This is a genomic window from Pseudomonas putida group bacterium ESBL64, from assembly GCF_045277175.1.
Taxonomy (GTDB): domain Bacteria; phylum Pseudomonadota; class Gammaproteobacteria; order Pseudomonadales; family Pseudomonadaceae; genus Aquipseudomonas; species Aquipseudomonas alloputida.
In genome coordinates this window covers 2,729,245-2,755,955 of the sequence record NZ_CP145799.1, presented here as the reverse complement: position 1 = coordinate 2,755,955, position 26,711 = coordinate 2,729,245, and the positions used below count along the sequence as shown (strand labels likewise).

Annotated in this window: 21 protein-coding genes; 14 read left to right on the top strand and 7 right to left on the bottom strand. The window is 62.1% G+C overall.

Going from position 1 to position 26,711, the window contains the following annotated elements; all coding sequences use genetic code 11:
- Nucleotides 1-105 precede the first annotated feature (105 nt).
- The 5 genes from V6093_RS12550 to V6093_RS12530 all read left to right on the top strand — a co-directional run bounded on the left by V6093_RS12550 (nt 106) and on the right by V6093_RS12530 (nt 5,366).
- Nucleotides 106-1,014, top strand: coding sequence for a carbohydrate ABC transporter permease (locus V6093_RS12550; RefSeq protein WP_003255050.1), 909 nt, complete (start codon nt 106-108; stop codon nt 1,012-1,014).
- Nucleotides 1,007-1,852 (top strand): carbohydrate ABC transporter permease, encoded by an 846-nt coding sequence (locus tag V6093_RS12545; RefSeq protein WP_003255048.1) that lies wholly within the window; start codon nt 1,007-1,009, stop codon nt 1,850-1,852. The genes V6093_RS12550 and V6093_RS12545 overlap by 8 nt, the downstream gene beginning before the upstream one ends.
- 3 nt (nt 1,853-1,855) lie before the next feature.
- Nucleotides 1,856-3,010 carry an ABC transporter ATP-binding protein gene (locus tag V6093_RS12540; protein WP_004575642.1) on the top strand — a complete coding sequence of 385 codons (1,155 nt, stop codon included), beginning with the start codon at nt 1,856-1,858 and terminating at the stop codon, nt 3,008-3,010.
- A 40-nt stretch (nt 3,011-3,050) separates the two neighbouring features.
- Nucleotides 3,051-4,394, top strand: a complete 1,344-nt coding sequence (locus V6093_RS12535; RefSeq protein ID WP_019750578.1) for a carbohydrate porin — start codon at nt 3,051-3,053, stop codon at nt 4,392-4,394.
- 117 nt (nt 4,395-4,511) lie between these two features.
- Nucleotides 4,512-5,366 carry a D-hexose-6-phosphate mutarotase gene (locus tag V6093_RS12530; RefSeq protein WP_003255044.1) on the top strand — a complete coding sequence of 285 codons (855 nt, stop codon included), beginning with the start codon at nt 4,512-4,514 and terminating at the stop codon, nt 5,364-5,366.
- Here V6093_RS12530 and hexR read toward each other — a convergent pair.
- Nucleotides 5,359-6,222: a DNA-binding transcriptional regulator HexR gene (hexR, locus tag V6093_RS12525; RefSeq protein ID WP_169774905.1), complete on the bottom strand. Its 864-nt coding sequence runs from the start codon at nt 6,220-6,222 to the stop codon at nt 5,359-5,361. The genes V6093_RS12530 and hexR overlap by 8 nt on opposite strands.
- Before the next feature lie 211 nt (nt 6,223-6,433).
- On the opposite strand from hexR, the gene zwf reads away from it, so the two are divergent.
- The 3 genes from zwf to V6093_RS12510 are packed head-to-tail and all read left to right on the top strand — an operon-like array spanning nt 6,434 to nt 9,301.
- Nucleotides 6,434-7,903, top strand: a complete 1,470-nt coding sequence (gene zwf, locus V6093_RS12520) for a glucose-6-phosphate dehydrogenase (protein ID WP_010952201.1) — start codon at nt 6,434-6,436, stop codon at nt 7,901-7,903.
- Nucleotides 7,890-8,603, top strand: coding sequence for a 6-phosphogluconolactonase (pgl, locus tag V6093_RS12515; protein ID WP_047605018.1), 714 nt, complete (start codon nt 7,890-7,892; stop codon nt 8,601-8,603). The genes zwf and pgl overlap by 14 nt, the downstream gene beginning before the upstream one ends.
- 17 nt (nt 8,604-8,620) lie before the next feature.
- Nucleotides 8,621-9,301 (top strand): bifunctional 4-hydroxy-2-oxoglutarate aldolase/2-dehydro-3-deoxy-phosphogluconate aldolase, encoded by a 681-nt coding sequence (locus V6093_RS12510; protein ID WP_003255037.1) that lies wholly within the window; start codon nt 8,621-8,623, stop codon nt 9,299-9,301.
- Between the two features lie 396 nt (nt 9,302-9,697).
- Here the strand turns inward: V6093_RS12510 and leuA are convergent, their stop codons facing one another.
- From leuA to V6093_RS12490, 4 genes are all read right to left on the bottom strand, one after another.
- Nucleotides 9,698-11,371 (bottom strand): 2-isopropylmalate synthase, encoded by a 1,674-nt coding sequence (gene leuA, locus V6093_RS12505; RefSeq protein ID WP_003255035.1) that lies wholly within the window; start codon nt 11,369-11,371, stop codon nt 9,698-9,700.
- 432 nt (nt 11,372-11,803) lie between these two features.
- Nucleotides 11,804-12,631 carry a M23 family metallopeptidase gene (locus tag V6093_RS12500; RefSeq protein WP_054889405.1) on the bottom strand — a complete coding sequence of 276 codons (828 nt, stop codon included), beginning with the start codon at nt 12,629-12,631 and terminating at the stop codon, nt 11,804-11,806.
- A 3-nt stretch (nt 12,632-12,634) separates the two neighbouring features.
- Nucleotides 12,635-14,014 (bottom strand): exodeoxyribonuclease VII large subunit, encoded by a 1,380-nt coding sequence (xseA, locus tag V6093_RS12495; protein ID WP_004575640.1) that lies wholly within the window; start codon nt 14,012-14,014, stop codon nt 12,635-12,637.
- Between the two features lie 205 nt (nt 14,015-14,219).
- Nucleotides 14,220-15,098 carry a LysR family transcriptional regulator gene (locus V6093_RS12490; RefSeq protein ID WP_003255031.1) on the bottom strand — a complete coding sequence of 293 codons (879 nt, stop codon included), beginning with the start codon at nt 15,096-15,098 and terminating at the stop codon, nt 14,220-14,222.
- A 97-nt stretch (nt 15,099-15,195) separates the two neighbouring features.
- Between V6093_RS12490 and V6093_RS12485 the strand changes: the two genes are divergently transcribed.
- From V6093_RS12485 to guaA, 4 genes are all read left to right on the top strand, one after another.
- On the top strand, nt 15,196-15,951 hold the full coding sequence (locus tag V6093_RS12485) for a sulfite exporter TauE/SafE family protein (protein ID WP_003255029.1): 756 nt from the start codon (nt 15,196-15,198) through the stop codon (nt 15,949-15,951).
- Between the two features lie 47 nt (nt 15,952-15,998).
- Nucleotides 15,999-16,556, top strand: a complete 558-nt coding sequence (locus V6093_RS12480; protein WP_406669806.1) for a sugar ABC transporter ATPase — start codon at nt 15,999-16,001, stop codon at nt 16,554-16,556.
- A gap of 86 nt (nt 16,557-16,642) precedes the next feature.
- Complete coding sequence (guaB, locus tag V6093_RS12475; RefSeq protein ID WP_003255025.1) at nt 16,643-18,112, top strand: IMP dehydrogenase; 1,470 nt, start codon at nt 16,643-16,645, stop codon at nt 18,110-18,112.
- Between the two features lie 78 nt (nt 18,113-18,190).
- Nucleotides 18,191-19,768: a glutamine-hydrolyzing GMP synthase gene (gene guaA, locus V6093_RS12470; protein WP_003255024.1), complete on the top strand. Its 1,578-nt coding sequence runs from the start codon at nt 18,191-18,193 to the stop codon at nt 19,766-19,768.
- A gap of 55 nt (nt 19,769-19,823) precedes the next feature.
- Here the strand turns inward: guaA and V6093_RS12465 are convergent, their stop codons facing one another.
- A complete protein-coding gene (locus V6093_RS12465) occupies nt 19,824-22,742 on the bottom strand; it encodes a dermonecrotic toxin domain-containing protein (RefSeq protein WP_406669822.1) in 2,919 nt (972 codons plus the stop codon).
- Nucleotides 22,743-22,977: 235 nt separating this feature from the next.
- On the opposite strand from V6093_RS12465, the gene V6093_RS12460 reads away from it, so the two are divergent.
- Both V6093_RS12460 and tadA read left to right on the top strand, forming a co-directional pair.
- On the top strand, nt 22,978-24,357 hold the full coding sequence (locus tag V6093_RS12460; RefSeq protein WP_047605020.1) for a multicopper oxidase family protein: 1,380 nt from the start codon (nt 22,978-22,980) through the stop codon (nt 24,355-24,357).
- A complete protein-coding gene (gene tadA / locus V6093_RS12455; RefSeq protein ID WP_003255021.1) occupies nt 24,357-24,836 on the top strand; it encodes a tRNA adenosine(34) deaminase TadA in 480 nt (159 codons plus the stop codon). The genes V6093_RS12460 and tadA overlap by 1 nt, the downstream gene beginning before the upstream one ends.
- Nucleotides 24,837-24,927: 91 nt before the next feature.
- Here the strand turns inward: tadA and mltF are convergent, their stop codons facing one another.
- Complete coding sequence (gene mltF / locus V6093_RS12450; protein ID WP_003255019.1) at nt 24,928-26,385, bottom strand: membrane-bound lytic murein transglycosylase MltF; 1,458 nt, start codon at nt 26,383-26,385, stop codon at nt 24,928-24,930.
- Between the last annotated feature and the right edge of the window lie 326 nt (nt 26,386-26,711).

The window sequence follows — 26,711 nt, the reverse complement described above, 5'->3', positions numbered from 1 at the left end:
GATGGGCCCTGCTCACCACTGTTCCTGGTCATGACGCCGGACCTGTGGGAGCGGGCTTGCCCGCGAAGCGGTGCGTAGCACCGCCACTACCTCGGGATCCAAGACATGACTACGACCACCGCCCAACTGCGGGCCTCACCCCTGGACGCGCTTCAGCGCTGGCTGCCCAAGCTGGTGCTGGCACCCAGCATGTTCATCGTCCTGGTGGGCTTCTACGGCTACATCCTCTGGACCTTCGTGCTGTCCTTCACCACCTCGACCTTTCTGCCCACCTACAAGTGGGCGGGCCTTGCGCAATACGCCCGTCTGTTCGACAACGACCGCTGGTGGGTGGCGAGCAAGAACCTGCTTCTGTTCGGCGGCCTGTTCATCGCCATCAGCCTGGCCATCGGTGTGTTGCTGGCGGTGCTGCTGGACCAGCGCATCCGTCGCGAGGGCTTCATCCGCACCATTTACCTGTACCCCATGGCGTTGTCGATGATCGTCACCGGTACCGCCTGGAAGTGGCTGCTCAACCCGGGCATGGGCCTGGACAAGTTGTTGCGTGACTGGGGCTGGGAGGGCTTTCGCCTGGACTGGCTGATCGACCCTGACCGGGTGGTGTATTGTCTGGTGATCGCGGCCGTGTGGCAGGCTTCGGGCTTCATCATGGCCATGTTCCTTGCCGGCTTGCGTGGCGTCGACCCGTCGATCATCCGCGCTGCGCAGATGGATGGCGCCAGCCTGCCGCGCATCTATTGGACCGTGGTGCTGCCCAGCCTGCGCCCGGTCTTCTTCAGTGCACTGATGATCCTCTCGCACATTGCCATCAAGAGCTTCGACCTGGTGGCGGCAATGACGGCCGGCGGCCCGGGTTACTCCTCCGACTTGCCGGCCATGTTCATGTACTCGTTCACCTTCAGCCGCGGCCAGATGGGCATGGGCTCGGCCAGCGCCATCCTCATGCTCGGGGCGATCCTGGCGATCCTCGTGCCTTACCTGTACTCGGAGCTGCGGAGCAAACGCCATGCATAGTCCTGTCGACAAGCCAGTGCTCAGCCTCAGCCGTATGGCCATCCATGCCGTGTTGCTGATCGCCGTGCTGCTGTATCTGGTACCGCTGGTGGTGATGCTGCTGACCAGCTTCAAGACCCCCGAAGACATCAGTACCGGCAACCTGCTGAGCTGGCCTGCAGTGATTACCGGCATAGGCTGGGTCAAGGCCTGGGGAGCGGTCAGCGGTTACTTCTGGAACTCGATCATGATCACCGTGCCCGCGGTGCTGATCTCCACCGCGATTGGTGCACTGAACGGCTATGTGCTGTCGATGTGGCGCTTCCGAGGTTCGCAACTGTTCTTCGGCCTGCTGCTGTTCGGCTGTTTCCTGCCGTTCCAGACTGTGCTGCTGCCGGCCTCGTTCACCCTCGGCAAGCTTGGCCTGGCCAGCACCACCGGTGGCCTGGTGCTGGTGCATGTGGTCTACGGCCTGGCCTTCACCACGCTGTTCTTCCGCAACTTCTACGTGAGCATCCCCGACGCATTGGTCAAGGCCGCACGGTTGGACGGCGCCGGGTTCTTCACCATCTTCCGCCGCATCATCCTGCCGATGTCCACGCCGATCATCATGGTCTGCCTGATCTGGCAGTTCACCCAGATCTGGAACGACTTCCTGTTCGGCGTGGTGTTCTCCAGCGGCGACTCGCAACCGATTACCGTAGCCCTGAACAATCTGGTCAATACCAGCACCGGGGCCAAGGAATACAACGTCGATATGGCGGCAGCGATGATCGCTGGCCTGCCAACCCTGCTGGTCTACGTGGTGGCAGGCAAATATTTCGTGCGCGGGCTGACGGCCGGCGCGGTCAAGGGGTAAGCCATGGCAACGCTCGAACTTCGCAATGTGAACAAGACCTACGGCAGCGGCCTGCCGGATACCCTCAAGGACATCCAGCTGTCGATCAAGGATGGCGAGTTCCTGATCCTGGTGGGCCCGTCGGGCTGCGGCAAGTCGACCTTGATGAACTGTATCGCCGGCCTGGAGCAGATCACCGGCGGCGCCATCCTCATTGACGAGCAGGACGTCAGTGGCATGAGCCCCAAGGACCGCGATATCGCCATGGTGTTCCAGTCCTATGCGCTGTACCCCACCATGAGCGTGCGCGAGAACATCGAATTCGGCCTGAAGATCCGCAAGCTGCCCCAGGCCGCCATCGATGAGGAAGTGGCGCGGGTGGCCAAGTTGCTGCAGATCGAACACTTGCTGGCGCGCAAGCCGGCGCAGCTGTCCGGCGGCCAGCAGCAGCGCGTGGCCATGGGCCGGGCACTGGCGCGGCGACCCAAGATCTACCTGTTCGATGAACCCCTGTCCAACCTCGATGCCAAGCTGCGGGTCGAAATGCGCACCGAAATGAAGTTGATGCACCAGCGCCTGAAGACCACCACGGTGTACGTCACCCATGACCAGATCGAGGCCATGACCCTGGGCGACAAGGTGGCGGTGATGAAGGACGGCATCATCCAGCAGTTCGGCACCCCGCAGCAGATCTACAACGACCCGGCCAACCAGTTCGTGGCCAGCTTTATCGGTTCGCCACCAATGAACTTCATTCCGGTGCGTCTGGCCAGGCAGGACGGCCGCTTGCTGGCGTTGCTCGACAGCGGCCAGGCGCGCTGCGAGCTGCCCTTGGGGGGGGCTGCTGACGCGCTTGAGGGGCGCGAGATCATCCTCGGCATCCGCCCTGAGCAGATTGCCCTGGGCGCTGCTGACGGCAATGGTTTGCCGGCTATCCGCGCCGAGGTGCAGGTCACAGAGCCCACCGGGCCGGACCTACTGGTGTTCGTCACGCTCAACCAGACCAAGGTGTGCTGCCGCCTGGCGCCAGATGTGGCGTGCCGGGTGGGTGACACCCTCAACCTGCAATTCGACCCAGCCCGGGTGCTGCTGTTCGACGCTGCCAATGGCGAGCGCCTGCACCTGGCCGGCACTGGCGCAACCGCAAAGGACAACGTGGCTCACTTCAAAGGCCGTTGAATCGTCTACACCATCAATAAGAAAAAGAGGACGCAAAGGGATGGAACAGCGCAAACGCATCAAGACACTGGGATCGCTGGCCCTGCTTGCAATTGTAGGCAGCAGCGGTACACAGGCTGCCGAGGCTTTTTCCAGCGAATCCAAATGGATGACCGGCGACTGGGGCGGCACCCGGACCGAGCTGCTGGACAAGGGCTATGACTTCACCCTCGATTATGTGGGCGAGGTGGCTGGCAACCTGCATGGCGGCTACAACGACGACAAGACCGCACGCTACAGCGACCAGTTCGCCCTCGGCGCGCATCTGGACTTGCAGAAGATACTGGGCTGGCATGATGCCGAGTTCAAGCTGGCGATCACCGAGCGAAGCGGTCGCAACCTGTCCAACGACCGCATCAGCGACCCGCGCGCCGGGCAGTTCAGCTCGGTGCAGGAGGTTTGGGGCCGTGGCCAGACCTGGCGCCTGACCCAGATGTGGATCAAGCAAAAGTACTTTGACGGCGCGCTTGACGTGAAATTTGGCCGTTTTGGCGAGGGGGAGGACTTCAACAGCTTCCCTTGCGACTTCCAGAACCTGGCCTTCTGCGGCTCGCAGGTGGGCAACTGGGTGGGCGGCATCTGGTACAACTGGCCGGTCAGCCAGTGGGCGCTGCGGGTGAAGTACAACATCACCCCGGCGTTCTTCGTGCAGGTCGGGGCCTTCGAGCAGAACCCCTCCAACCTGGAAACCGGCAACGGCTTCAAGCTGAGCGGTAGCGGTACCAAGGGTGCGATCCTGCCGGTGGAAGCGGTGTGGTCGCCCAAGGTCAATGGTCTGCCGGGCGAGTACCGCCTGGGTTACTACTACAGCACGGCCAAGGCTGACGATGTGTACGACGACGTCAACGGCAACCCGCAGGCGCTGACCGGTGAGGCCTTCAAGTCGCATTCCAGCAAGCACGGATGGTGGGTGGTGGCGCAGCAGCAGGTCACTGCCCATGGCGGCGACGTCAACCGTGGCCTCAGCCTGTTCGCCAACTTCACCGTGCACGACAAGGCCACCAACGTGGTCGACAACTACCAGCAGGTGGGGCTGGTCTACAAAGGCGCTTTCGACGCTCGGCCCAAGGATGATATCGGCTTCGGCGTGGCGCGAATTCATGTGAATGACGACGTGAAGAAGCGCGCCGAACTGCTCAACGCACAGAGCGGCATCAACGATTACGACAACCCTGGTTTCGTACCGCTGCAGCGTACCGAATACAACGCAGAGCTCTACTACGGCTTCCACGTCACCAACTGGCTGACCGTGAGGCCCAACCTGCAGTACATCAAGAGCCCTGGCGGGGTGGACGAGGTGGATAACGCGCTGGTCGCTGGCTTGAAGATTCAGTCGTCATTCTGAGGCAACTTGTTGTAAATTTACGCCAATCCATTTTCGGTTCCCGGCACCCACTGGTCTGCAGTGGGTGTTGGGGATAGGCCGAGACAGCGCTATCTCAAACAACAAGAGCTCTGAACCATGCCCGAACATCCGCTCCATCGCTTCTTTTCCTCGCAGCGGCCCCGGCCGACATTCGAGTGGGAGCGTTATCAGCAGCGCGATGTCCTGATCATCGATCACCCCCGTTGCCAGGCGGTGTTCAGCCGCCAGGGCGCGCAGTTGTTGCACTTTCAACCAGCGGGTGAACGGCCGTGGCTGTGGTGCGCCGAACAGTGGCCGCAGGTTGGGGCGATCCGGGGGGGTGTGCCGGTGTGCTGGCCCTGGTATGGCCGTCATCCCAGCGAAGACCTGTGGCCGGCCCACGGTTGGGCGCGGCTGCTGGACTGGAAGCTGGTGGACAGCCGTGAGGACGAGGAGGGCGTGACCCTGAAATGGCGGCTGGACCTGTGCGACTGGCAGGTCGACCTGCACGCCCGGCTGGGTAGCCGCATGGAACTGAGCCTGAGCACCGAGCATCAGGACAGCGAACCCTGCCAGTTGAGCCATGCACTGCTGGCGTACTGGCGCATCAGTGACGTGTCCGAGATAGCGCTGTCTGGGTTGGAAGATATTGAGGGCTACGACCGCCTCAACCGCCAGGCTTGCCGTGAAGATGGCGCGCTGAAGCTCAAGGGCGGGTGCCAGAAGGTCTACCCCGGTACGCCACGGGTGCAATTGCAGGACCCGGCCTGGCAGCGCGAGCTGTGCATCGATACCGGTGACAGCGACGACACCGTGGTCTGGCACCCTGGCAATCGCCCGCTGATGGGGGTGACTGGCCGCGAGTCGCAGCGTTTTGTCTGCGTCGAGGCGACCAGCGGCAGTGGTGAAGGCCTGAGCCTGGCGCCTGGGCAGCGTGCGCACCTGCGTTTGCAGGCGCACCGGCTCAGTTGAGTTCGTCGTCCTCGATCGGGTAGCGGCTGGCGTTGAGGCTTTCCTTGATCTTGCGCAGGTGGGGCTGGAAGTCCACGCCGCGGCGCAGGGTCATGCCGGTGGCCAGTACATCGAGCACGGTCAGCTGGATGATCCGTGAGGTCATTGGCATGTAGATGTCGGTATCTTCCGGCAGCGGGATGTGCAGGCTCAGGCTGCAGGCATTGGCCAGTGGCGAGCCCGCGGCGGTCAGGCCCAGCACCGAAGCGCCGTTTTCACGTGCCAGGCGCGCCACTTCGACCAGTTCGCGGGTGCGCCCGGTGTAGGAAATGATCACGAACAGGTCGCCGGTGTGGGCGACCGAGGCCAGCATGCGCTGCATCAGCACATCGGCGTGGGCCGACACGGCCAGGTTGAAGCGGAAGAACTTGTGCTGCGCATCCAGGGCCACCGGGGCCGAGGCACCGAGGCCGAAGAAGTGGATCTGCCGGGCCTGGATCATCATGTCCACAGCGCGGCTGACCTGTTGCGGGTCCAGTTGCTGGCAGGCGCTGTCAAGCGAGGCGATGGCGCTGGCGAAGATCTTCTGGGTATAGGCGGCCGGGTCATCGTCGGCCTCCACTGCGCGGCTGACATACGCAGCACCACTGGCCAGGCTCTGCGCCAGTTGCAGCTTGAGCTCGGGGTAGCCGCTGACGCCGAACGAGCGGCAGAAGCGGTTGACGGTCGGTTCGCTGACTTTGGCCGCCTGAGCCAGCGCAGCGATGCTGAAACGGGTGGCTTGTTGCGGGTTGAGCAGGATGACTTCGGCGACTTTGCGTTCGGCCTTGTTCAGCTCGTCGAGGCGGCCCTGGATCTGTTCCAGGAGGTTTCGCACGCGGTCCATGGGTGTGTCCTTGGGTCGGGAAGACAGCCGGCTGTGGGAGCAGCAGGCTTTTTGCACGGTCGTCTATCGTACTGTCGGTGCGGTTGGCGCACCACTTGTCTGTAACACTTGCGTGTAATGTTGTGGTTTTTACTACATTATCCCTTGAAAACCGTGTGTGAAAGCGGTATTCCTAGACCAACTTTAGGAAAGAACCAACATCATGGCTGCAATCAGTGTCGAACCTTGCACCTTTGCCCTGTTTGGCGCCCTCGGCGACCTGGCATTGCGCAAGCTGTTTCCTGCGCTCTACCAGCTCGACCGGGCCAACCTGTTGCACCCGGACACTCGCCTGCTGGCCCTCGCCCGTGAGGTCGGCAGTGCGCAGGAGCACCTGGACAGCATCGAAGCCCACCTGCGTCGGCACGTGCCCGAGGCAGATATCGAGCCTGCCGCGCTGGGTCGCTTCCTCGCCCGCCTGAATTACCAGCATCTGGACTTCCTTCAGCCCGAGGGCTATCAGGCCCTGGCCGAGCAACTGCCGGGCGAGCTGCCGCTGATCGCCTACTTCGCCACGGCGGCGGCGGTGTATGGGGCCATCTGCGAAAACCTCGACAAGGTCGGGCTGGCTGCGCGCACCCGGGTAGTGCTCGAGAAACCGATTGGCCACGACCTGGAGTCGTCGCGCCGGGTCAACGATGCCGTTGCGCGGTTTTTCCCTGAAAGCCGGGTTTACCGCATTGACCACTACCTGGGCAAAGAGACGGTGCAGAACCTGATTGCCCTGCGCTTCGCCAATAGCCTGTTCGAAACCCAGTGGAACCAGAACTCCATCTCCCATGTGGAGATTACCGTCGCGGAAAAGGTCGGTATCGAGGGCCGTTGGGGTTATTTCGACAAGGCCGGCCAACTGCGCGACATGATCCAGAACCACCTGCTGCAGTTGCTGTGCCTGATCGCCATGGACCCGCCCAGCGAACTGTCCGCCGATGCCATCCGCGACGAGAAGGTGAAAGTGCTCAAGGCCCTGGCACCGATCACTGGTGACGGTTTGAGCACCAGTGTGGTGCGCGGCCAGTACATTGCCGGCTACAGCGAAGGCAAGCCGGTACCTGGTTACCTGGAAGAAGACAACGCCAACGCCCAGAGCGACACCGAAACCTTCGTCGCCCTGCGCGCCGACATCCGTAACTGGCGCTGGTCGGGCGTGCCGTTCTACCTGCGAACCGGCAAGCGCATGCCGCAAAAACTGTCGCAGATCGTCATTCACTTCAAGGAAACGCCGCATTACATCTTCGCCCCGGAACAGCGTTTGCAGATCGGTAACAAGCTGATCATCCGCCTGCAACCGGACGAAGGCATTTCTTTACGGGTGATGACCAAGGAGCAGGGCCTGGACAAGGGCATGCAACTGCGCAGTGGCCCATTGCAGCTGAATTTTTCCGATGCCTGGCGCAGTGCACGAATTCCGGATGCCTACGAGCGGCTGTTGCTCGAAGTGATGCGCGGCAACCAGAACCTGTTCGTGCGCAAGGACGAAATCGAGTACGCCTGGAAGTGGTGCGACCAGTTGATCGCCGGCTGGCGTAATGCGGGCGATGCGCCCAAGCCATACGCGGCGGGCTCCTGGGGGCCGATGAGCTCGATTGCACTGATCACACGCGATGGGAGGGCGTGGTATGGGGATATCTGAATTGAAACTGCCAGCGGCCGTGAAGGCTCATGAACTGGCGGATGCCAAGGCACTGTCCGTGTCCTTGGCTCATGATGTGGCTGAGCGCCTGCGCGCCGCGATTGCCGCCAAGGGGCAGGCCTGTGTGGTGTTGTCTGGCGGCCGCAGCCCGGTGCCGTTCCTGGAGAAGCTGGCCAGCGAGCGCCTGGACTGGGCCAAGGTCATCGTCAGCCTGGCTGATGAGCGCTGGGTGCCAGTGGAGCACGCTGACAGCAATGCCGGCCTGCTGGCCCGCCACCTGTTGAAGGGCGAAGCGGCCAAGGCCCGTTTCGTTGGCCTGTACCAGCAGGCGGAGAACCTCGATGCAGCTGCGCTCAAAGCTGACCAGGCCTTGGCCGAGCTACCGCCGATCGACGTGCTGGTGCTGGGCATGGGCGACGATGGCCATACCGCCTCGCTGTTCCCCGCCAGTCCCAACCTGGAAGCAGGCCTGGACCCGGCCGGCCCGCGCCGCTGCCTGCCATTGCTGGCGCCGAGCGTGCCGCACCAGCGCCTGTCGATGACCCGTTCGCTGCTGGCCAGCGCGGCCTTCATCGCGCTGTCTGTGCAAGGCCAGGGCAAACTCGCTACCCTGCGCGCCGCGCTGGCGGGCAACGACCTTACTGAAATGCCGATTCGCGCTTTTCTTCACGACCCCCTGGACATCTACTGGTGCCCATGAGCCAAGGATCCACAGTCATGACCACCCTTGAACGCCCACAGCCCAAGCTCTCGATGGCTGATAAAGCCGCGCGGATCGACGCCATTTGCAAAAAGGCGCGCATCCTGCCGGTAATCACCATTGCTCGTGAGGAAGACATCCTGCCGCTGGCTGACGCCCTGGCCGCTGGCGGCATCCGTACCCTGGAAGTGACCCTGCGCTCACAGCATGGCCTCAAGGCCATTCAGGTGCTGCGTGAGCAGCGCCCGGAGCTGTGTGTCGGCGCCGGTACCGTGCTCGATCGCAGCATGTTCGCGGCGGTTGAAGCTGCGGGCGCGCAGTTCGTCGTTACCCCAGGCATTACCCAGGACATTCTCGAGGCTGGCGTGGACAGTGAAATCCCGCTGTTGCCGGGCATCAGCACGCCGTCCGAAATCATGATGGGCTATGCCCTGGGCTACCGCCGGTTCAAGTTGTTCCCGGCGGAAATCAGCGGCGGCGTAGCGGCGATCAAGGCCTTTGGTGGCCCGTTCGGCGATATTCGTTTTTGTCCTACCGGTGGTGTAAACCCGGCCAACGTGCGCAACTACATGGCACTGCCAAACGTGATGTGTGTGGGGGGAACCTGGATGCTCGACAGCAGCTGGATCAAGAACGGTGACTGGGCGCGGATCGAAGCGTGCAGTGCCGAGGCGATGGCACTGCTGGACGCCAACTGAAAACTGTTGTGTGCTTTACGGCTTGTGGGGCGCTTGGTCGGCGCCCCTTTTTTTTGCCTGGGGTATTTGCAGTGGTTGTGCTGGCCCTTTCGCGGGTAAACCCGCTCCTACGCACCGATCTGCGGTGGACATACACCGGGGGGCACAGGCCGTTGTAGGAGCGGGTTCATCCGCGAATGGGCCGGGCCTGCTGGCCAATATCCCTGGCCGTTCACCGTTGCCGTGGCCTCCGTATTCGCGGGTAAACCCGCTCCTACACCTGATCGGTGGTGGACACACATTGGTGATTGGACACAGGCCGTTGTAGGAGCGGGTTTACCCGCGAAAGGGCCAGTGCAGGCCAACAAAAAAGCCCGCATCAAACGATGCGGGCTTTCTCATCCCTCATTCCAGGCTTCAGGCCGCCTTGGCTTCCTGCTGGCTCAGCGAGCGGTTCAGCGCGCTGAACAGGGCCTTGAAGCTGGCCGTGGTGATGTTCTCATCGATACCCACGCCATGCACCGGACGGCCACCGGCTACACGCAGTTCAATGTAGGCCGCGGCCTTGGCATTGGTGCCAGCGCCAATGGCGTGCTCGTTGTAGTCCATGATCTCCACGGCAATCGGCAGGCCGGCCACCAGTGCTTCCAGGGCGCCGTTGCCCTTGCCGCGCCAGTGCAGGGTGGTTTCGCCTTCACCGGCAACTTCCACTTCCACAGCGCTGTGGCCGTTTTCTTCCTGCAGGCGATGGCTGACCAGTGCGTATGGCGCGTTGGCCTGGAGGTATTCCTTGTGCAGCAGGCTGTAGATCTGCTGGGCGGTCATTTCCAGGCCCAGGCGGTCAGTCTCACCCTGCACCACCTGGCTGAATTCGATCTGCATGCGACGCGGCAGGCTGATGCCATATTCCTGCTCGAGCAGGTAGGTGATACCGCCTTTGCCCGACTGGCTGTTGACGCGGATTACCGCTTCGTAGCTGCGGCCGATGTCGGCCGGGTCGATCGGCAGGTAAGGCACCTCCCACAGTTCCCCATCCTGCTGCTTGGCGAAGCCCTTGCGGATGGCGTCCTGGTGCGAGCCGGAGAACGCGGTATGGACCAGGTCGCCCACATACGGGTGACGTGGGTGCACCGGCAACTGGTTGCACTCTTCGACCACCTTGCGCACACCGTCGATGTCGGAGAAGTCCAGCAATGGGTCGATGCCCTGGGTATAGAGGTTCAGTGCCAAGGTCACCAGGTCGACGTTACCGGTACGCTCGCCGTTGCCGAACAGGCAGCCTTCGGCACGGTCGGCGCCGGCCATGAGGCCCAGTTCGGTGGCAGCGATGCCGGTGCCGCGGTCGTTGTGGCAGTGCAGGCTGATGATCACGCTGTCGCGGCGGCTGACGTTGCGGCAGAACCACTCGATCTGGTCGGCGTAGATATTTGGCGTGGACACTTCCACGGTGGCCGGCAGGTTGAGGATGATCTTGTGTTCAGGGGTAGGGTTCCACACCTCGATGACCGCGTCGCAGACTTCCTTGGCGAACTCCATTTCAGTGGCGCTGAAGGTTTCTGGCGAGTACTGGAAGGTCCACTGGGTTTCCGGCTGCTGGGCGGCGTACTTGACGAACAGCTTGGCCGCGTTCACCGCGATGTCCTTCACGCCTTGCTTGTCCTGATTGAAGACGATGCGGCGGAACGACGGGCTGGTGGCGTTGTACAGGTGGACGATGGCCTTCTTCGCACCGCGCAGCGATTCGAAGGTGCGGGCAATCAGGTCTTCACGTGCCTGGGTGAGCACCTGGATGGTGGTGTCATCCGGGATGTGGCCGTCCTGGATCAGGGTGCGCACGAAGTCGAAATCGGTTTGCGAGGCAGACGGGAACGAGGCTTCGATCTCCTTCACGCCAACCTGCACCAAGGTCTTCCAGAAGCGCAGTTTCTTCTCCGAGTCCATCGGCTCTATCAGCGACTGGTTGCCGTCACGCAGGTCGGAACTGCACCAGATAGGTGCCTGGGTGATGGTCTTCGACGGCCAGGTACGGTCAGGCAGGTCGATGGTCGGGAAAGCGCGGTATTTCTTCGAAGGGTCTTTGAGCATGGTCATGGAAGCAATCCTTTTGTGTGCGGCCGAGATCGGGCCTGCCGAGCGATAACGATATGAAGAGGCGAGGCGACGCGATTCAGCCTGGTAGTCGGGCGCTGACCAGGCAGAGGCTGCGATGTTGTCGGAGCAGGATGAGGGTGCTGAAGGTTTTCATGCCTTCAAACTTAACCAGTGGGGTGGGGGATGGCAAGCGTTCGGGAAAAATTGAGAGGAATGCTTAAAAAAAGTAATTAGGCGAGATTTTATGGCTTGGATCTGCTGGGTGCTTATTGATTTTTGCGCAGTATTTTTCGATGGCGCAACACAGTTGAACTGCTGTCGACTGCGCTGGCCTCTTCGCGGGCATGCCCGCTCCCACAAGTATTGAGCTGTGTCTGAAGGCTTCGCTGTACCTGTGGGAGCGGGCGTGCCCGCGAAGCAGGCGCCGCAGTTTCAGGGCTGGAACGCCCCAATGAAAATCGCCGGGTCCACCCGCGCATCGTTCAGGCTGACGTTCCAGTGCATGTGCGGCCCGGTAGCCCGCCCGGTCGAGCCCACGCGCCCGACCACCTCGCCACGACGCAGTTGCTGGCCCACCTGCACATCGATTTTCGACATGTGGCAGAACATGCTGATAAAGCCCTGCCCATGGTCGACGAACACCGTGCGGCCGTTGAAGAAATAGTCCCCCACCAGAATCACTTTGCCATTGGCGGGTGTCTTGATCGGCGTGCCTGCCGGCACCGCAAAATCCAGCCCCGCATGCGGGTTGCGTTCTTCGCCGTTGAAGAAGCGGCGCACGCCGAACTTGCTCGACAGCGGGCCGTTGACCGGCTTGTCGAGAACCAGGTTGCTCGGCAGGTTAGGGCTGAAGCTGCGGTAGGCCTTGATCTGCTCGGCCAGTTCGCGGTCGATGCGCTTGAGGTCGGCCGGGTTCGGGTTGACCTGGCGCGTGTTCTTCAGGGTGATGCGCTGCTCAGGGTACTTCTTGCTGCCTACGCTGAAAGGCAGGGTGCGCCCGCCCTGGTTCAGCACTGCGGTACCGGGCTTCTGGGTCAGCGGGATGCCGACGATGGCCAGCCAGTTGTCCTGCTCCTTCACCACCAGCACCGGTTTGCCGTCGAAACGGGCGCTGGGTGCGTTGGCGGCGGGGCCCAGGTCGACGACTGCCACACCGCCGGGTACCGGTTTGTTCAGTGTGCGGGTGATGTAGCTGGCCTGGGCGCCGCCGGCCAGCAGCAGCAGGGAAAGGGCAAGCAGATGCGCGAGCACGCGGGGCATGTGTCAGTCCAGTAGTGAGAGGGTGACCGGGGTCAGGTGGTTGTCTTCGACCCGCACCAGCAGCTCGCCTTCGTTCAGGCGGGCGGTCAGGCGTTGGCCGTTGCGGGTCTGTTCCGCGCTGCGAATGGCCTGGCCTTGTTCATCCAGCAAAATGCTGTATCCGCGGGCCAGGGTGGCCAGCGGACTGACCACCTGCAGTGTCTGCAACTGGGCCTGGAACCGCTGGCGACGGTCCTTGAGCACCTCACGCATGGCCCGTGGCAGGCGCTCGGCCAGGCTGTCCAGGCGCTGGTTCAGCAGTTTCAGGTTACGCCCCGGATGCTGCGCGGCCAGGCGGGCGTCCAGGCGTGCCAGGCGTTCGCGGCGCTGGTTGAGGTTAAGCATGAACGCGCGACGCAGGCGCATGTCCAGGTCGTCCAGGCGTTGAGCCTGCTGGCGCAAACGCTCGCCTGGATGACGCAGGCGGCGGGTGAGTGACTCCAGGCGCAGGCGGTCGTGGGTCAGGCGGTTCTGCATGCGCAGCAGCAGGCGCCGTTGCAGGCCATCCAGGCGTTGCCGAAGGCCGCTGTTGTCAGGGGCCAGCAGCTCGGCGGCAGCCGACGGGGTGGGCGCGCGCACGTCAGCCACGAAGTCGCTGATCGACACGTCGGTTTCATGGCCCACGGCGCTGACAATTGGCGTGACGCAGGCGGCCACGGCACGCGCCACGGCTTCCTCGTTGAAACACCACAGGTCTTCCAGCGAACCACCACCACGCGCCAGAATCAGCGCATCGAAGCCGAGGCTGTCGGCCAGGCGGATGGCGCGTACGATCTGCGCGATGGCTTCGCGGCCCTGTACCGCCGTAGGGATCAGGTTCAGCTCCACCTGCGGGGCACGGCGGCCGAACACACTGATGATGTCGCGGATCACCGCGCCAGTGGGCGAGGTGATGATGCCGATGCGCTGCGGGTGAGCCGGCAGTGGCTTCTTTCGTTCGGTGCTGAACAGTCCCTCGGCACCGAGCTTTTCCTTCAGGGCCTCGAAAGCCAGGCGCAGCGCGCCATCACCGGCGGGCTCGACGGTGTCGAGAATCAGCTGGTAGTCGCCACGTCCCTCGAACAGCGAAACCTTGCCGCGCACCCGCACCGCCAGGCCGTCTCGCAGTGCCTGGCGTACCCGCGTGGCGTTCTGCCGGAACAACGCGCAACGCACCTGGGCGCCGCTGTCCTTGAGGGTGAAGTACATGTGGCCGGACGCCGGGCGGGCGAGGTTGGAGATTTCGCCTTCCACCCACACGCTGCGGAAAACGTCTTCCAGCAGCACGCGGGCGCGGCCGTTGAGTTGGCTGACGGTAAGGACCTCGCGGTCCAGCCCGAGTCGTTCGAAAGGGTCTTTGATCATGGCAGGCATCATAAATGACATCGGCCCCGGTTGTCTGTCTTGCCCCTACTGTCAGCCTTGACCCAATCCTTGTGGGAGCGCCCTTGCGTCGCGAAAGGGCCGCAACGCGGCCCCGGCACTTCATGCGGCGAAGCTGAAAACCTGGGGCCGCATCGCAGCCCTTTCGCGACGCAAGGCCGCTCCCACAAGACCGCAACCGGTGCCTTCAGCCCTGCATCGTCGCCACGAACTGCCGCACCAGTTGCCCCGCATCACGGCGACAGGCCAGTGCCACTGTGCTCTGGCAATCACCCTCCAGCGCTACGAAGCTGACTGAAGCCGGGGCAATCTCGCACATGCACCGCGGCAACAACGCCACCCCAAACCCCGCCTGTATCAGCTGCAACTGCGTAGTCTTGCGCGACAGTACCTGCGCCGCCTGCGGGAAGAACCCTGCCCCCATGCACAACGAGGCAGACAGGTAGCTCAAGCCACCGCGATCCCGGTGCGGGATGGAAATGAAGCGTTCTTCCTTCAATTGCTCCAGTTGCACGTGCCGAGTACCCGCCAAGGGGTGCCCAGCGGCGACCGCCAGCAACAAGGGTTCGTCGAACAATTCATGCAGCACCACGCCTTCATGCTGGCGCAGCACCGGCAAGCGCAACAGGCCGATATCCAGCCGTCCGGCAGCAATGTCTTCCAGTTGTGCCTCCGACGACTGCTGCGCAATCTCCAGCGAAACCCCTGGGTTGTGCTTCAGGTAGTTCCCCAGGCGAGCCAGAAGCCCGCCGGTCAGCGGCACGGTGCTGGAATGGTTCAGGCGCAAGCTGCCTTGCAACCCTTGGCCAATGTCACGGGTAACCCGCTCCGCCTGTGCCAGGTCAGCCAGCAAGCGTCGCGCCCGTTCAAGAAAGGCCTGACCGGCCAGCGTCAGGCGAGGCAGGCGCGCCGTGCGTTCGAACAGCGGCGTGCCCAGTTGCTGCTCCAGCTCCTTGATCTGCCGGCTAAGGGCCGACTGGGCAACGTACAGTCGCTCGGCTGCACTGCTGAAACTGCCACACTCGGCGATTTCCACGAAGTAACGCAACTGTCGGATCGACGTCATGTCATGCCTTTTTGAGATGGCTCTTGGGATAAAGGCATATTAGTCGGCATGGCTCATGGCTGGCTAACCTTTGCCTGTCTTCCCAGGAACTGCTGCCATGCTTGCCCAACTGTCGTTTTCCGGCCTTGACTGGCTGCCGATCCTGTTCGCCATCGCTGCGGCCTACATCGTCTTCGGCATCGCCGGCTTCGGTACTGCACTCGTGGCGGGGCCGGTGCTGATTCACTTCATGCCGTTGTCACGCATCATCCCGTTGCTGGTGCTGCTGGATTTCGTGGCCGCGTTCGGCAACCTGCTGCCGTCGCGCCGGGATGTGGTACGCAGTGAATTGCTGCGGCTGCTGCCCTTCATGGCCTTGGGTTGTACGTTGGGCGTGGTGTTCCTGCTGCAACTGAAGTCCGACCTGTTGCTGCTGTTGATGGGGGTATTCGTGACTGCCTATGCACTTTACGGGCTGGCAGTGAAAGTGAGGCCAGCCAGCCTGTCCGGCTTCTGGGCGGTGCCGATGGGCACGGCAGGCGGGTTGTTCGGGGCTTTGTTCGGCAGCGGCGGGTTTCTTTATGCCCTTTACCTGAGCGCACGGCTGGAGGTGAAGGAACAGGTACGCGCCACCCAGAGCGCGCTGATCAGCTGCAGTACGATAGTGCGTCTGTCGCTGTTCCTGATCGCCGGTGTCTATGCCGACCAAAGCCTGCTGCTGCTCGCCGCCTGCCTGCTGCCTGTCATGTTCATTGGCCTGTGGGTAGGGCGTCGGTTGACCCACCGGTTATCCCGTGAAGCGTTCGTACGGCTGGTGACCTGGCTGGTGCTGGCCAGTGGGCTGGCGTTGATTGGTCGCTACCTGAGCGCCTGAGCGGTAGAATTGCGTCATTACCGGCGTTTCTCAGGCTTGTCCCGTTCATGAACACCCAGAGCATCATCGTTCCAAAGCTGTCTACCGTCCCGGTGCATGAAGCCCGTGCCCGCGCCATCCTGCGCTGGCTGGTGCGCGAAAAGGTCGTCGAGGAGCAGCTGACCACCTGTGGCCGCACCGGTAACCGCATGGGCCATGCCCTGGCGGCAGGGGCGCGCAAAGTGGCCCTGCACCCGGAAAAACTGCCCTTCGGCGATCCGGTCAACGGCCTGGAAGTGATGCTCAAGCGCTGCATTTATACCCCCACCGAAGGCTTCCTCGAAGAAGCCGGTTGCCCGGAGTGCCGGCGCGAGGTAGGCGAGCCGTTGTTCGAAAGCCTGGAAGAGTGGATGCCGGCAGTGAGCGACAACTTTACCTGCCCACTGTGCGGCTTCGAAGATGACATCAATGGCTTCATTTACCTGCAGCCATGTGCCTTTTCCAACCTGGGGTTCATCTTCAACAACTGGGGCGAGGCCGGGTTCACCCAGGCCTTTCTCGACAGCTTCGCCGACTGGCTCGACCAGCCGGTGGCCGTGGTGCAGGTAAAACTGCCACAAGCCTGACCGAAGGCCCTTATTTTGCATTGAGCGGCGCGCCATGCATGAGTATAATGGCGCGCTTCCATTTTTCCCGCCCGGGAGCCCCCGCGATGCTGCGTATCAGCCAAGAAGCCCTGACCTTCGACGATATCCTCCTTGTACCTGGCTATTCCGAGGTACTGCCCAATGAAGTCAGTCTCAAGACCCGTTTGACCCGTGGCATCGAGCTGAACATTCCGCTGGTTTCCGCTGCCATGGATACCGTGACCGAAGCGCGTCTGGCCATTGCCATGGCTCAGGAAGGCGGTATCGGCATCATCCACAAGAACATGACCATCGAGCAACAGGCCGGCGAAGTGCGCAAGGTCAAGAAGTTCGAGGCTGGCGTGGTCAAGGACCCGATCACCATCGACGCCGATGCCACTGTGCGCGACCTGTTCGAGCTGACCCGCCTGAACAACATCTCCGGCGTGCCGGTACTGGCGAACGGCGACCTGGTCGGCATCGTCACCTCCCGTGACGTGCGTTTCGAAAATCGCCTGGACGCCAAGGTTCGCGACGTGATGACGCCGAAAGAGCGCCTGGTCACCGTCCGCGAAGGCGCCGACAAGAACGAAGTTCGCGAGCTGCTGCACAAGCATCGTCTGGAAAAAGTCCTGATCGTTGACGACAAGTTCAACCTCAAGGGCATGATGACCGTCAAGGACATCGAAAAGGCCAAGGCTTACCCGCTGGCCAGCAAGGACGACCAGGGTCGCCTGCGCGTCGGCGCCGCTGTCGGCACCGGCAAGGACACCGGCGAGCGCGTTGCTGCCCTGGTGGCGGCTGGCGTTGATGTCGTCGTCGTCGACACTGCCCACGGCCACTCCAAAGGTGTGATCGACCGCGTACGCTGGGTGAAAGAAACCTACCCGCAAGTGCAGGTGATCGGCGGCAACATCGCCACCGGCGCTGCCGCCAAGGCCTTGGCCGAAGCGGGTGCCGACGCGGTCAAGGTCGGTATCGGCCCTGGCTCTATCTGCACCACCCGTATCGTTGCTGGTGTCGGCGTGCCGCAAATCAGCGCCATCGCCAACGTTGCCGCAGCACTGGAAGGCACTGGCGTGCCACTGATCGCTGACGGCGGTATCCGCTTCTCCGGTGACCTGTCCAAGGCCATCGTTGCCGGTGCGTCCTGCGTGATGATGGGTTCGATGTTCGCCGGTACCGAAGAGGCCCCGGGTGAGGTCGAGCTGTTCCAGGGTCGTTCCTACAAGGCCTACCGCGGCATGGGCTCGCTGGGTGCCATGGCACAGGCGCAAGGCTCGTCCGACCGTTACTTCCAGGACTCCTCGGCCGGCGCCGAGAAGCTGGTACCGGAAGGCATCGAAGGCCGCGTTCCTTACAAAGGCGCCCTGGCCGCGATCATCCACCAGCTGATGGGCGGCCTGCGTTCGTCCATGGGCTACACCGGCAGCGCAACCATCGAAGAAATGCGCACCAAGCCGGAGTTCGTGCGCATCACCGGTGCCGGCATGGCCGAATCCCACGTGCACGACGTGCAAATCACCAAAGAAGCCCCTAACTACCGCGTAGGCTGAGGCTTCCAGCTACAACATAAAGCGGGGCTGTCATGACAGCCCCGCGTCGTTTCCGATTTCCACTGACGAGATTGAGTCATGGCCCTCGACATTCACGCTCACCGCATCCTGATCCTCGATTTCGGTTCCCAGTACACCCAGCTGATCGCCCGCCGCGTGCGCGAAATCGGCGTGTACTGCGAACTGCACCCGTTCGACATGGACGATGAAGCGATCCGCGAATTCAACCCGCGCGGCATCATCCTTGCCGGCGGCCCCGAGTCGGTCCACGAAGCCAACAGCCCGCGCGCTCCGCAAGCCGTGTTTGACCTGAATGTGCCTGTGCTGGGTATTTGCTACGGCATGCAGACCATGGCCGAGCAGATGGGCGGCAAGGTAGAAGGTTCCGACCTGCGTGAGTTCGGTTATGCCCGCGTGGACGTTGTCGGCAAGAGCCGCCTGCTCGACGGCATCGAAGACCACGTTGACGACGACGGCGTGCTGGGCCTGGACGTGTGGATGAGCCACGGTGACAAGGTCACCCAGATGCCTGGCAACTTCAACATTCTGGCCAGCACCCCAAGCTGCCCGATCGCTGGCATGTACGACGACGTCCGCGGCTACTACGGCGTGCAGTTCCACCCTGAAGTGACCCACACCAAGCAAGGGGGTCGCATCCTGTCCCGCTTCGTGCAGGACATCTGCGGCTGTGAAGCCCTGTGGACGGCGTCCAACATCGTCGAAGACGCCATCGCCCAGGTGCGTGCGCAAGTCGGTTCGGCCAACGTCCTGCTGGGCCTGTCCGGCGGCGTTGACAGCTCGGTGGTTGCCGCGCTGCTGCACCGCGCCATCGGCGACCAGTTGACCTGCGTATTCGTCGACAACGGCCTGCTGCGCCTGCACGAAGGTGACCAGGTGATGGCCATGTTCAAAGAGAACATGGGCGTCAAGGTGATCCGCGCCGACGCTGAAAAGCAGTTCCTGGACAACCTGGCCGGCGAAGCCGACCCTGAGAAGAAGCGCAAGATCATCGGCCGCACCTTCATCGACGTGTTCGATGCCGAAGCCAGCAAGCTGGAGAACATCCAGTTCCTCGCCCAGGGCACCATCTACCCGGACGTGATCGAGTCGGCTGGCGCCAAGAGCGGCAAGGCTCACGTGATCAAGTCGCACCACAACGTTGGTGGCCTGCCGGAGGAGATGAACCTCAAGCTGGTCGAGCCGCTGCGTGAGCTGTTCAAGGACGAAGTGCGCAAGATCGGCCTGGAGCTGGGCCTGCCGTACGACATGGTCTACCGCCACCCGTTCCCGGGCCCGGGCCTGGGCGTGCGTATCCTTGGTGAAGTGAAGAAGGAATACGCCGACATCCTGCGTCGCGCCGACCACATCTTCATCGAAGAGCTGCGCAAGGCCGACTGGTACCACAAGACCAGCCAGGCATTCGTGGTGTTCCAGCCGGTCAAGTCGGTCGGCGTCGTCGGCGACGGCCGTCGCTACGCCTGGGTTGTGGCCCTGCGTGCTGTCGAGACCGTGGACTTCATGACCGCGCGTTGGGCACACCTGCCGTACGAGCTGCTGGAAACTGTCAGCGGTCGTATCATCAACGAAATCGACGGTATCTCGCGCGTTACCTACGATGTGTCGAGCAAGCCGCCTGCCACTATCGAGTGGGAATAAGCTGAACCCCAAGGGCGCCGCAAGGCGCCCTTGTCGTATCTGCGCCTTGCCTGGCTCAAGGGGCGATGTGATGCATGCCGCGTAATCTCAATTGGGCATGAAGCTCGCCCAGGTTTTGAAAGCGACGTTCATGGATGGTTGGCCAATCGGGGCGCTCCAGGTAGTAAAAGCGCCCATCGCGCTGGATCAGCGTGCGTCGCAAGGTCGAGTCCCGGCTGCGGTTGATCAGGTATTCCTCGCCCTGGGTGCGTTCGATCGCGTAATCGCCAGGCCTCACCAGCAGGCTGTCAAAGTCTGGTGATGGCGGGCGGGTGGTCAATACGGCGGCGCGTAGCCGCAGGTCACTTTGCACATGCCTTACGGTGCCACCTTCGTCCAAGGCATCCACACCAGGGTCTGCGCTGTAAGCGTCAGGTTCGCCGATCGGGCGGTCTTCGACACGCAGTCCAATCGCGCCTTCGGTTTCGGCCAGCCCGGTTACGCCATGGAAGGTGTTGGCGTGGGTGCTGCCGACCAGCGCAATCCATTTTCCCGAGCCGCGCGCGGCCTGGTCTGCCTCGATGATCAAGTGTGCATGGAAGTTCATCATGCGCTGGCGTGCCACATCGGAAACGGGATTTGCCCACGCCTGGCGGTAACTGGCCATGCAGTCGATGGATTGTATGCGTACGCCGTTTTTCTGTGCGCTGACCAGTACCTGCCGAAAGGTGTAGCGGCCCTCGGGGTCGGTGCGGTGGCCGACATCCTGGCTTTCCACGTAGCGATCCAGCTCCTGCGGCATCACGCCGGTGCGGTTGAAGGTATCCAGGTCTGCTTGCTGGAAGTCGGTGGTGAAGTGCTCCATGTACAGCGTCTTTACCTTCAGTTTGCGTAGCTGGCGCATGTTGTCGATCAGCAATCGCTTGCTGCCAAGGCCACTGTGCGCTTCGCCAATGACCAAGCCGTTACTGTTGTTGTAGAGACTTTTCAAAATGTATTTGGAAGAAGCGTTGGCGGGTAATTCTGGTATATGCGGCCGTGCCGGTGTTTGCACTGTGGTCATGAACGTTTGGGCATCGGCGGCCAGTTGATCACGTAGTTGGCGAAATCGGGCGATGGCGGCCTGTCGATCAGGGGCATCGAGGAACGCTCGCGCACCGGTAATCTCATCGTCAGAAACATTCTTCAGTGAGGCGCGCAAATCGGCTGGCACTGCGTAAGGTGTTTCAGCCAAGGGGGGCACGCTTGCTCTTGCTGACGGCCGGCCCCAGATCTTCAGGCTCGACAGCATGCCTCCGTTGAGGCCAAGGCGTTCCACTGGGTGCCACTGGCCTGCGCCATCCAGGCGGATGGGCAAGCTTTTGTAAAATGAGAAAGGGTTTTCAGGATCGACGATGGTCCAGGATTTCAGTTCGGGTACAAAACGTACTTGGTAAGGCATCTCATCGATCAATGCGTAAAACTGCCCATCTTGCAGATGGATACCTTCAAGAAACCCTGTACCAGGTTTGCCGCCAAGCACTACATTCGTTTCGAAAGGGCGCAGTGCAGCCCACCTTTCGCTTGGCTGGAAGGGCTGAGGTACCCAGGTTTCAATCGCCTCTGCCACCTCTGAAGCACTTTCATCAGTGGGTTCCCCGCTGTGTTCATGCGCTGATTCTTCCGCCGGTATCGGGGCTTCCCCTTCCTCAGTCGCAGCGCCTGCTTCAGCCACCTCTGCGAACTCGTCAAGGGGTTTGCCTGGTGCGCTGAGCAGAAAGGTCGCGTTGAACAGTGTCTCGATGGCGGCGAAAATGGCGCCGGTTGTACCTGCCTTGCGTTCACGCGTTGTGTGCCCGTGTACCGCCTGGTAGATGTTCAAACCCATTTCAGCAATGCCTGCCCCCACCAGCGCCAACGCTACCGGCCAACTCACTGCCGCCATGGGGCCGAACACCTGCAGGCCCGCCTTCAGATAACCGATCCACAATTGTCTGCGCAGGTCGGCGTTGGAGCGCAAAGAGAAATGCGCATCATCGATCATCCGCTTGCGAGCCTTGTTGCGCAGCCAGTCGAAAGCATCCTCTTCAATGGTCAGGTCGAGGGTGTTGAGGCCGCTGTAATCATGGTTGCCCCAGCCGTGAAAGAGCAGATCGATCAGATGATTCAACCCGACTTTGCCGTCAGCCTCTTCACGATCGTCGAGGGAAAAATGTGCCAGAAAGCGGGTTCGGTTTTCGACATAGGTGCAGTTTGTGAGCACCCACCAGAACAGTGCCTGGTCGTTCTGGAAGTAATGTAAGCCGTCGACATCGCCCGGCATGTAAATCAGCTGGCTGCCATTGGCCAATTGCAGGCGAAGGATGTCCGTCGCCACATACCCGCCAATGTCCAACGCGCATACGCGCGTTGCGCCACCCGGCAAGACCCTTCGTTGCAGTGCCTCCAGCGATGGCGGCCAGGTTGTCTCGCCCACCAGGGCATGAGCGATATCCTGGCCGTGACGGGCTAGCGCGGAGGAGGGCTCTTGCGCGCAGGCTTCCAGTAATTTGCTCATGAAGTTGGCTTTGGCCAGCGTGCGGAAGTGCTCTGAATGTTTTGCCCAGAACGAGGTCATCCGCGTCTTGAAACCCGAGGCAAAATCAATGCGCCAGAAATACTCCAGCACGTCCTTGGGGTCGAGTCGAACTTCATTGCGCTCGTCATACACGTCTTTGCCTGGTCCATCGCTGTAAAAGCCAGCGAGGTAACTGAGCACGTCAGCGTTGTCCCGGGCTTGGGCATCGAAGCGGTGCATCACCAGTTGTGGCAGGGTCAGGGATTCAAAGGGCTGATCCAGGTGCTGCCAGCCGTTGAAGGTTCGAGGGCTGCTGACGGCGGTGTGGAAACGGTGCAGGTAGACATTGTCGGGCTCGAGTGCTTTCAGGTCATGACGCGCAAGGAGCTGTTGTGCGACTTCGCGCGCCATCTCGCGCATGTCAGGGCAGTCTTCAGTGAGTTGTCCGGCGAGGGTCATCAGCATTTGCTGGTCGCTGGGGAGGGTGTCGGCAAGCATCACGGTTGTCCAATAGAGGTGAAAGGCTGCCAGTTTTGAACGGTCGTGAGCCAGGGCGGTGGTGCTTATTGCTTGTCCGGTCGCTTCGTGACGCCGGGTTTTCACTTAATATTTCCCGTTTGCAGGTGTATCGTATTCGCCTTTATCGTCAGTCCTGCTGGCAGTTTGATTGCACCGAAGCGAGGTACCCGCACCGATGTCCTTCACCCGTCGACAAATGCTCAAAGGCCTCACTGGCCTGGTTGTAGTAGGCCTGGGGGCCGGAGGCGCGGCGCGATACTGGTTGGGCAAGGTCGAGGACGAGAACGCCGGGCACGACTACGAGCTGATTGCCGCCCCGCTGGAAGTGGAGCTGGTGCCGGGTTTCAAGACCGAAGCCTGGGCCTTCGGCCCATCGGCACCTGGCACCGAACTGCGGGTACGCCAAGGCACCTGGTTGCGGGTGCGTTTCATCAATCGCCTGCCGGTCGAAACCACCATCCACTGGCACGGCATCCGCCTGCCGCTGGAGATGGATGGTGTGCCATACGTTTCGCAACTGCCGGTCAAGCCTGGTGAGTACTTCGATTACAAATTCCGCGTGCCGGACGCCGGCAGCTATTGGTATCACCCCCATGTCAGCAGTTCCGAGGAGCTGGGCCGCGGTCTGGTCGGGCCGCTGATCGTCGAGGAGCGTGAACCCACCGGGTTCCAGCATGAGCGTACGCTGAGCCTGAAGAACTGGCATGTGGACGAGCAGGGCGCATGGCTGCCTTTCAGCATCCCGCGCGAGGCCGCGCGCAACGGCACTGCCGGGCGGTTGATCACCATCAACGGCCAGGCTGACTCGATCACCGAGCTGCCGGCCGGCCAGGTGGTGCGGGTGCGCCTGCTGAACCTGGACAATACCTGGACCTACCGCCTCAACCTCAAGGGCAACTGCGAGGCGAGAATCTATGCCCTCGACGGCAACCCGGTGACCCCGCGTGCGCTGGACGAATATTGGCTAGGCCCTGGCATGCGTATCTGCCTGGCCATCCGCATTCCTGAGGCGGGTGAGGAAATTTCCCTGCGCGACGGTTTCGTGCGCCTGGGCACCCTGCGTTCGGTGGCCAGCAACGACGCGCCGAGTGACTGGCCGCCCGCGCTGCCGCCCAATCCGATCGCCGAGCCGGACCTGGAGAATGCCGAAAAGCTGAACTTCAATTTCGAGTGGGCGGCCAGCGTCTCTGTCACCCCTGATCCGGCCAAACCGTCGAGCATGTGGCAGATCAACGGCCAGGCCTGGGATATTACCGACAAGACCTGTGCCGACCGCCCCATCGCCACGTTGCAGAAGGGCAAGAGCTACATCTTCGAGCTTAAGAACATGACCCAGTACCAGCACCCGATCCACTTGCATGGCATGAGCTTCAAGGTGATCGCCTCCAACCGTCACGACATCAAGGAACCGTGGTTCACCGACACCTACTTGCTGGGCAAGAACGAGCGCGCCCAGGTAGCACTGGTGGCGGATAACCCTGGGACCTGGATGTTTCACTGCCACGTCATCGACCACATGGAAACCGGCCTGATGGCCGCGATTGCGGTGGTCTGATGCGCCCGCAGATCATCGATCGCAGTCGCGATCAGGAGTTCATGCGCCTGGCGCTGGCCTTGGCCGCCGAAGGCGCGGTGCTGGGCGAGGTGCCGGTGGGGGCGGTGCTGGTACAGCATGGGCAGGTGATCGGCCAGGGTTTCAATCGGCCGATCATCGACAGCGACCCCAGCGCGCATGCCGAGATGGTGGCGATCAGGGCGGCAGCCAGGTCGGCCAGCAACTACCGGCTACCCGGCAGCACCCTGTATGTGACCCTGGAACCGTGCAGCATGTGTGCGGGGCTGATCGTGCATTCGCGGGTGATGCGCGTGGTGTTTGGCGCGCTGGAGCCCAAGGCGGGGATCGTGCAGAGCCAGGGGCAGTTCTTTGGCCAAGGCTTTCTCAATCACCGGGTGATGGTGGAGGGCGGGGTGCTGGCGCAAGAGTGCGGGCAGATCCTCAGCGACTTCTTCAAGGCCCGCCGGGCCAAGGCTTGAGCTGCACCGGCCTCTTCGCGGGCAAGCCCGCCCCTACAGGTTCTGCGCAAATCTTGTAGGCGCGGGTTTGCCCGCGAAGAGGCCTACTGGCTTACATCGGCGACGACTTATCCGCTGGCTTGTCCTTGTTGACCCCGGGCACATGCAGGTTGCCCTCGGCCACCTGGCCTTCGAGCTGCGGCTGGGTCACCCAGGTGAGGATGTCGTAGTAACGACGGATGTTGGCCACGAAATGCACCGGTTCGCCCCCACGGGCATAGCCGTACTTGGTCTGCCGGTACCACTGCTTCTGAGCCAGCCGCGGCAGCATCTTCTTCACGTCCAGCCACTTGTTCGGGTTGAGCTTCTCGCGCTTGGCCAGGGTGCGGGCGTCTTCCAGGTGGCCGCTGCCGACGTTGTAGGCCGCCAGGGCAAACCAGGTGCGATCCGGTTCCTGAATGCTGTCGTCAAGCTCTTCCTTGATCTTCATGAAGTACTTGGCGCCGCCCTGGATGCTCTGCCTCGGGTCCAGGCGGTTGGACACGCCCATGGCCTGGGCGGTGCGCTGGGTCAGCATCATCAGGCCGCGCACGCCGGTCTTGGAGGTGACTTCCGGCTGCCACATCGATTCCTGGTAGCCGATGGCGGCCAGCAGGCGCCAGTCGACCTGCTCGACCTTGGCGTAGCTCTTGAAGTGCTTCTCGTACTTGGGCAGGCGCTGCTGCAGGTGCTGGGCGAAGGTGTAGGCGCCGACATAGCCAAGCACGTCGACATGGCCGTAGTAGCGGTCCTTCAAGCGTTGAAGGGTGCCGTTTTTCTGTGCCTTGTCGAGAAATTCGTTGATTTCGTTGAGCAGGCTGTTGTCTTCGCCTGCTGCCACTGCCCAGCGCTGGTCGCGGGTGTCGCCCAAATCGAAGGCGACCCGCACGTTGGGGAAATACACCTGGTTCATCGCCAGTTCGTTGGAGTCCACCAGGGTCAAGTCGATCTGACCTTCGTCCACCATGCGCAGCAGGTCCACCACTTCGACGGCGTCGGATTCCTCATATTGCAAGGCAGGGTACTGCTTTTTCAGCTCAGCCAACTGGTCAGCATGGCTGCTGCCCTTGAGCACCATGATCTTCTTGCCGACCAAACCCTGGGCGCCGGTGGGGCGCGGGCGGCCGTTGCGGTAGATGACCTGCGGGGTCACCTCCAGGTAGGGATGGGAGTATTTCACCTGGGTTTTGCGCCGTTCACTGCTGACCAGGCCGGCGGCAGCCAGTACCGGGCCGGAGGGCTTGCCGAGGGAGTCGTAGAGCTCGTCCAGGTTGTCGGCGGTCTCGATCTGCAGCTTTACGCCGAGATCGTCGGCGAAATGCTGGACCAGTTCGTACTCGAAGCCGGTTTCGCCGTTACGGTCCTGGAAGTAGGTTGCCGGGCTGTTGCGTGTGATCACGCGCAGCACGCCATCCTCCTTCACGCGCTCGAGGGTGCTGGGTTTTTCAACGCAGGCACCTAGCAGCAGAAAGAGTCCGGTTGCGAGAAGCCATTTGGCGCAACGCTGGCGCAAAGCAGTGTGGGCGAACATAGGTTGCAGTATACGCAAAGGACTGGCCCAACCATATCTCGACAACGGTTAGCTTGTCTGGTAGCGGGTTGTGTGGTTGGGGGAGGGGGATTGCATGAGGGCTACCAGGTGTCCGGTTTGAGACATTTAGCGCCTGGGAGATCGAGCGCCGCCAGGTGTCAGCCTTAAGATATTCTGCGCCTGTGAGATCGAGCGCCGCAGGTGTCCGCCTTAAAATATTCAGCGCCTATGAGATCGAGCGCCGCGCGGGCGGCGCTCGATCTCATAGGCGCTGAATGTGTCGAACCGGACACCTGGCGGCGCTCGATCTCATAGGCGCTGAATGT

Bases quoted from the DNA above. Each gene is read 5' to 3' on its own strand.
- V6093_RS12480 (WP_406669806.1), top strand. From the start codon at position 15,999: ATGAACACCCAGAGCATCATCGTTCCAAAGCTGTCTACCGTCCCGGTG.
- V6093_RS12545 (WP_003255048.1), top strand. From the start codon at position 1,007: ATGCATAGTCCTGTCGACAAGCCAGTGCTCAGCCTCAGCCGTATGGCC.
- leuA (WP_003255035.1), bottom strand. From the start codon at position 11,371: ATGACCATGCTCAAAGACCCTTCGAAGAAATACCGCGCTTTCCCGACC.
- V6093_RS12530 (WP_003255044.1), top strand. From the start codon at position 4,512: ATGCCCGAACATCCGCTCCATCGCTTCTTTTCCTCGCAGCGGCCCCGG.
- V6093_RS12510 (WP_003255037.1), top strand. From the start codon at position 8,621: ATGACCACCCTTGAACGCCCACAGCCCAAGCTCTCGATGGCTGATAAA.
- guaB (WP_003255025.1), top strand. From the start codon at position 16,643: ATGCTGCGTATCAGCCAAGAAGCCCTGACCTTCGACGATATCCTCCTT.
- mltF (WP_003255019.1), bottom strand. From the start codon at position 26,385: ATGTTCGCCCACACTGCTTTGCGCCAGCGTTGCGCCAAATGGCTTCTC.
- guaA (WP_003255024.1), top strand. From the start codon at position 18,191: ATGGCCCTCGACATTCACGCTCACCGCATCCTGATCCTCGATTTCGGT.
- V6093_RS12540 (WP_004575642.1), top strand. From the start codon at position 1,856: ATGGCAACGCTCGAACTTCGCAATGTGAACAAGACCTACGGCAGCGGC.
- V6093_RS12460 (WP_047605020.1), top strand. From the start codon at position 22,978: ATGTCCTTCACCCGTCGACAAATGCTCAAAGGCCTCACTGGCCTGGTT.
- V6093_RS12500 (WP_054889405.1), bottom strand. From the start codon at position 12,631: ATGCCCCGCGTGCTCGCGCATCTGCTTGCCCTTTCCCTGCTGCTGCTG.
- V6093_RS12535 (WP_019750578.1), top strand. From the start codon at position 3,051: ATGGAACAGCGCAAACGCATCAAGACACTGGGATCGCTGGCCCTGCTT.
- V6093_RS12485 (WP_003255029.1), top strand. From the start codon at position 15,196: ATGCTTGCCCAACTGTCGTTTTCCGGCCTTGACTGGCTGCCGATCCTG.
- pgl (WP_047605018.1), top strand. From the start codon at position 7,890: ATGGGGATATCTGAATTGAAACTGCCAGCGGCCGTGAAGGCTCATGAA.
- V6093_RS12550 (WP_003255050.1), top strand. From the start codon at position 106: ATGACTACGACCACCGCCCAACTGCGGGCCTCACCCCTGGACGCGCTT.
- tadA (WP_003255021.1), top strand. From the start codon at position 24,357: ATGCGCCCGCAGATCATCGATCGCAGTCGCGATCAGGAGTTCATGCGC.
- V6093_RS12490 (WP_003255031.1), bottom strand. From the start codon at position 15,098: ATGACGTCGATCCGACAGTTGCGTTACTTCGTGGAAATCGCCGAGTGT.
- zwf (WP_010952201.1), top strand. From the start codon at position 6,434: ATGGCTGCAATCAGTGTCGAACCTTGCACCTTTGCCCTGTTTGGCGCC.
- V6093_RS12465 (WP_406669822.1), bottom strand. From the start codon at position 22,742: ATGACCCTCGCCGGACAACTCACTGAAGACTGCCCTGACATGCGCGAG.
- xseA (WP_004575640.1), bottom strand. From the start codon at position 14,014: ATGATCAAAGACCCTTTCGAACGACTCGGGCTGGACCGCGAGGTCCTT.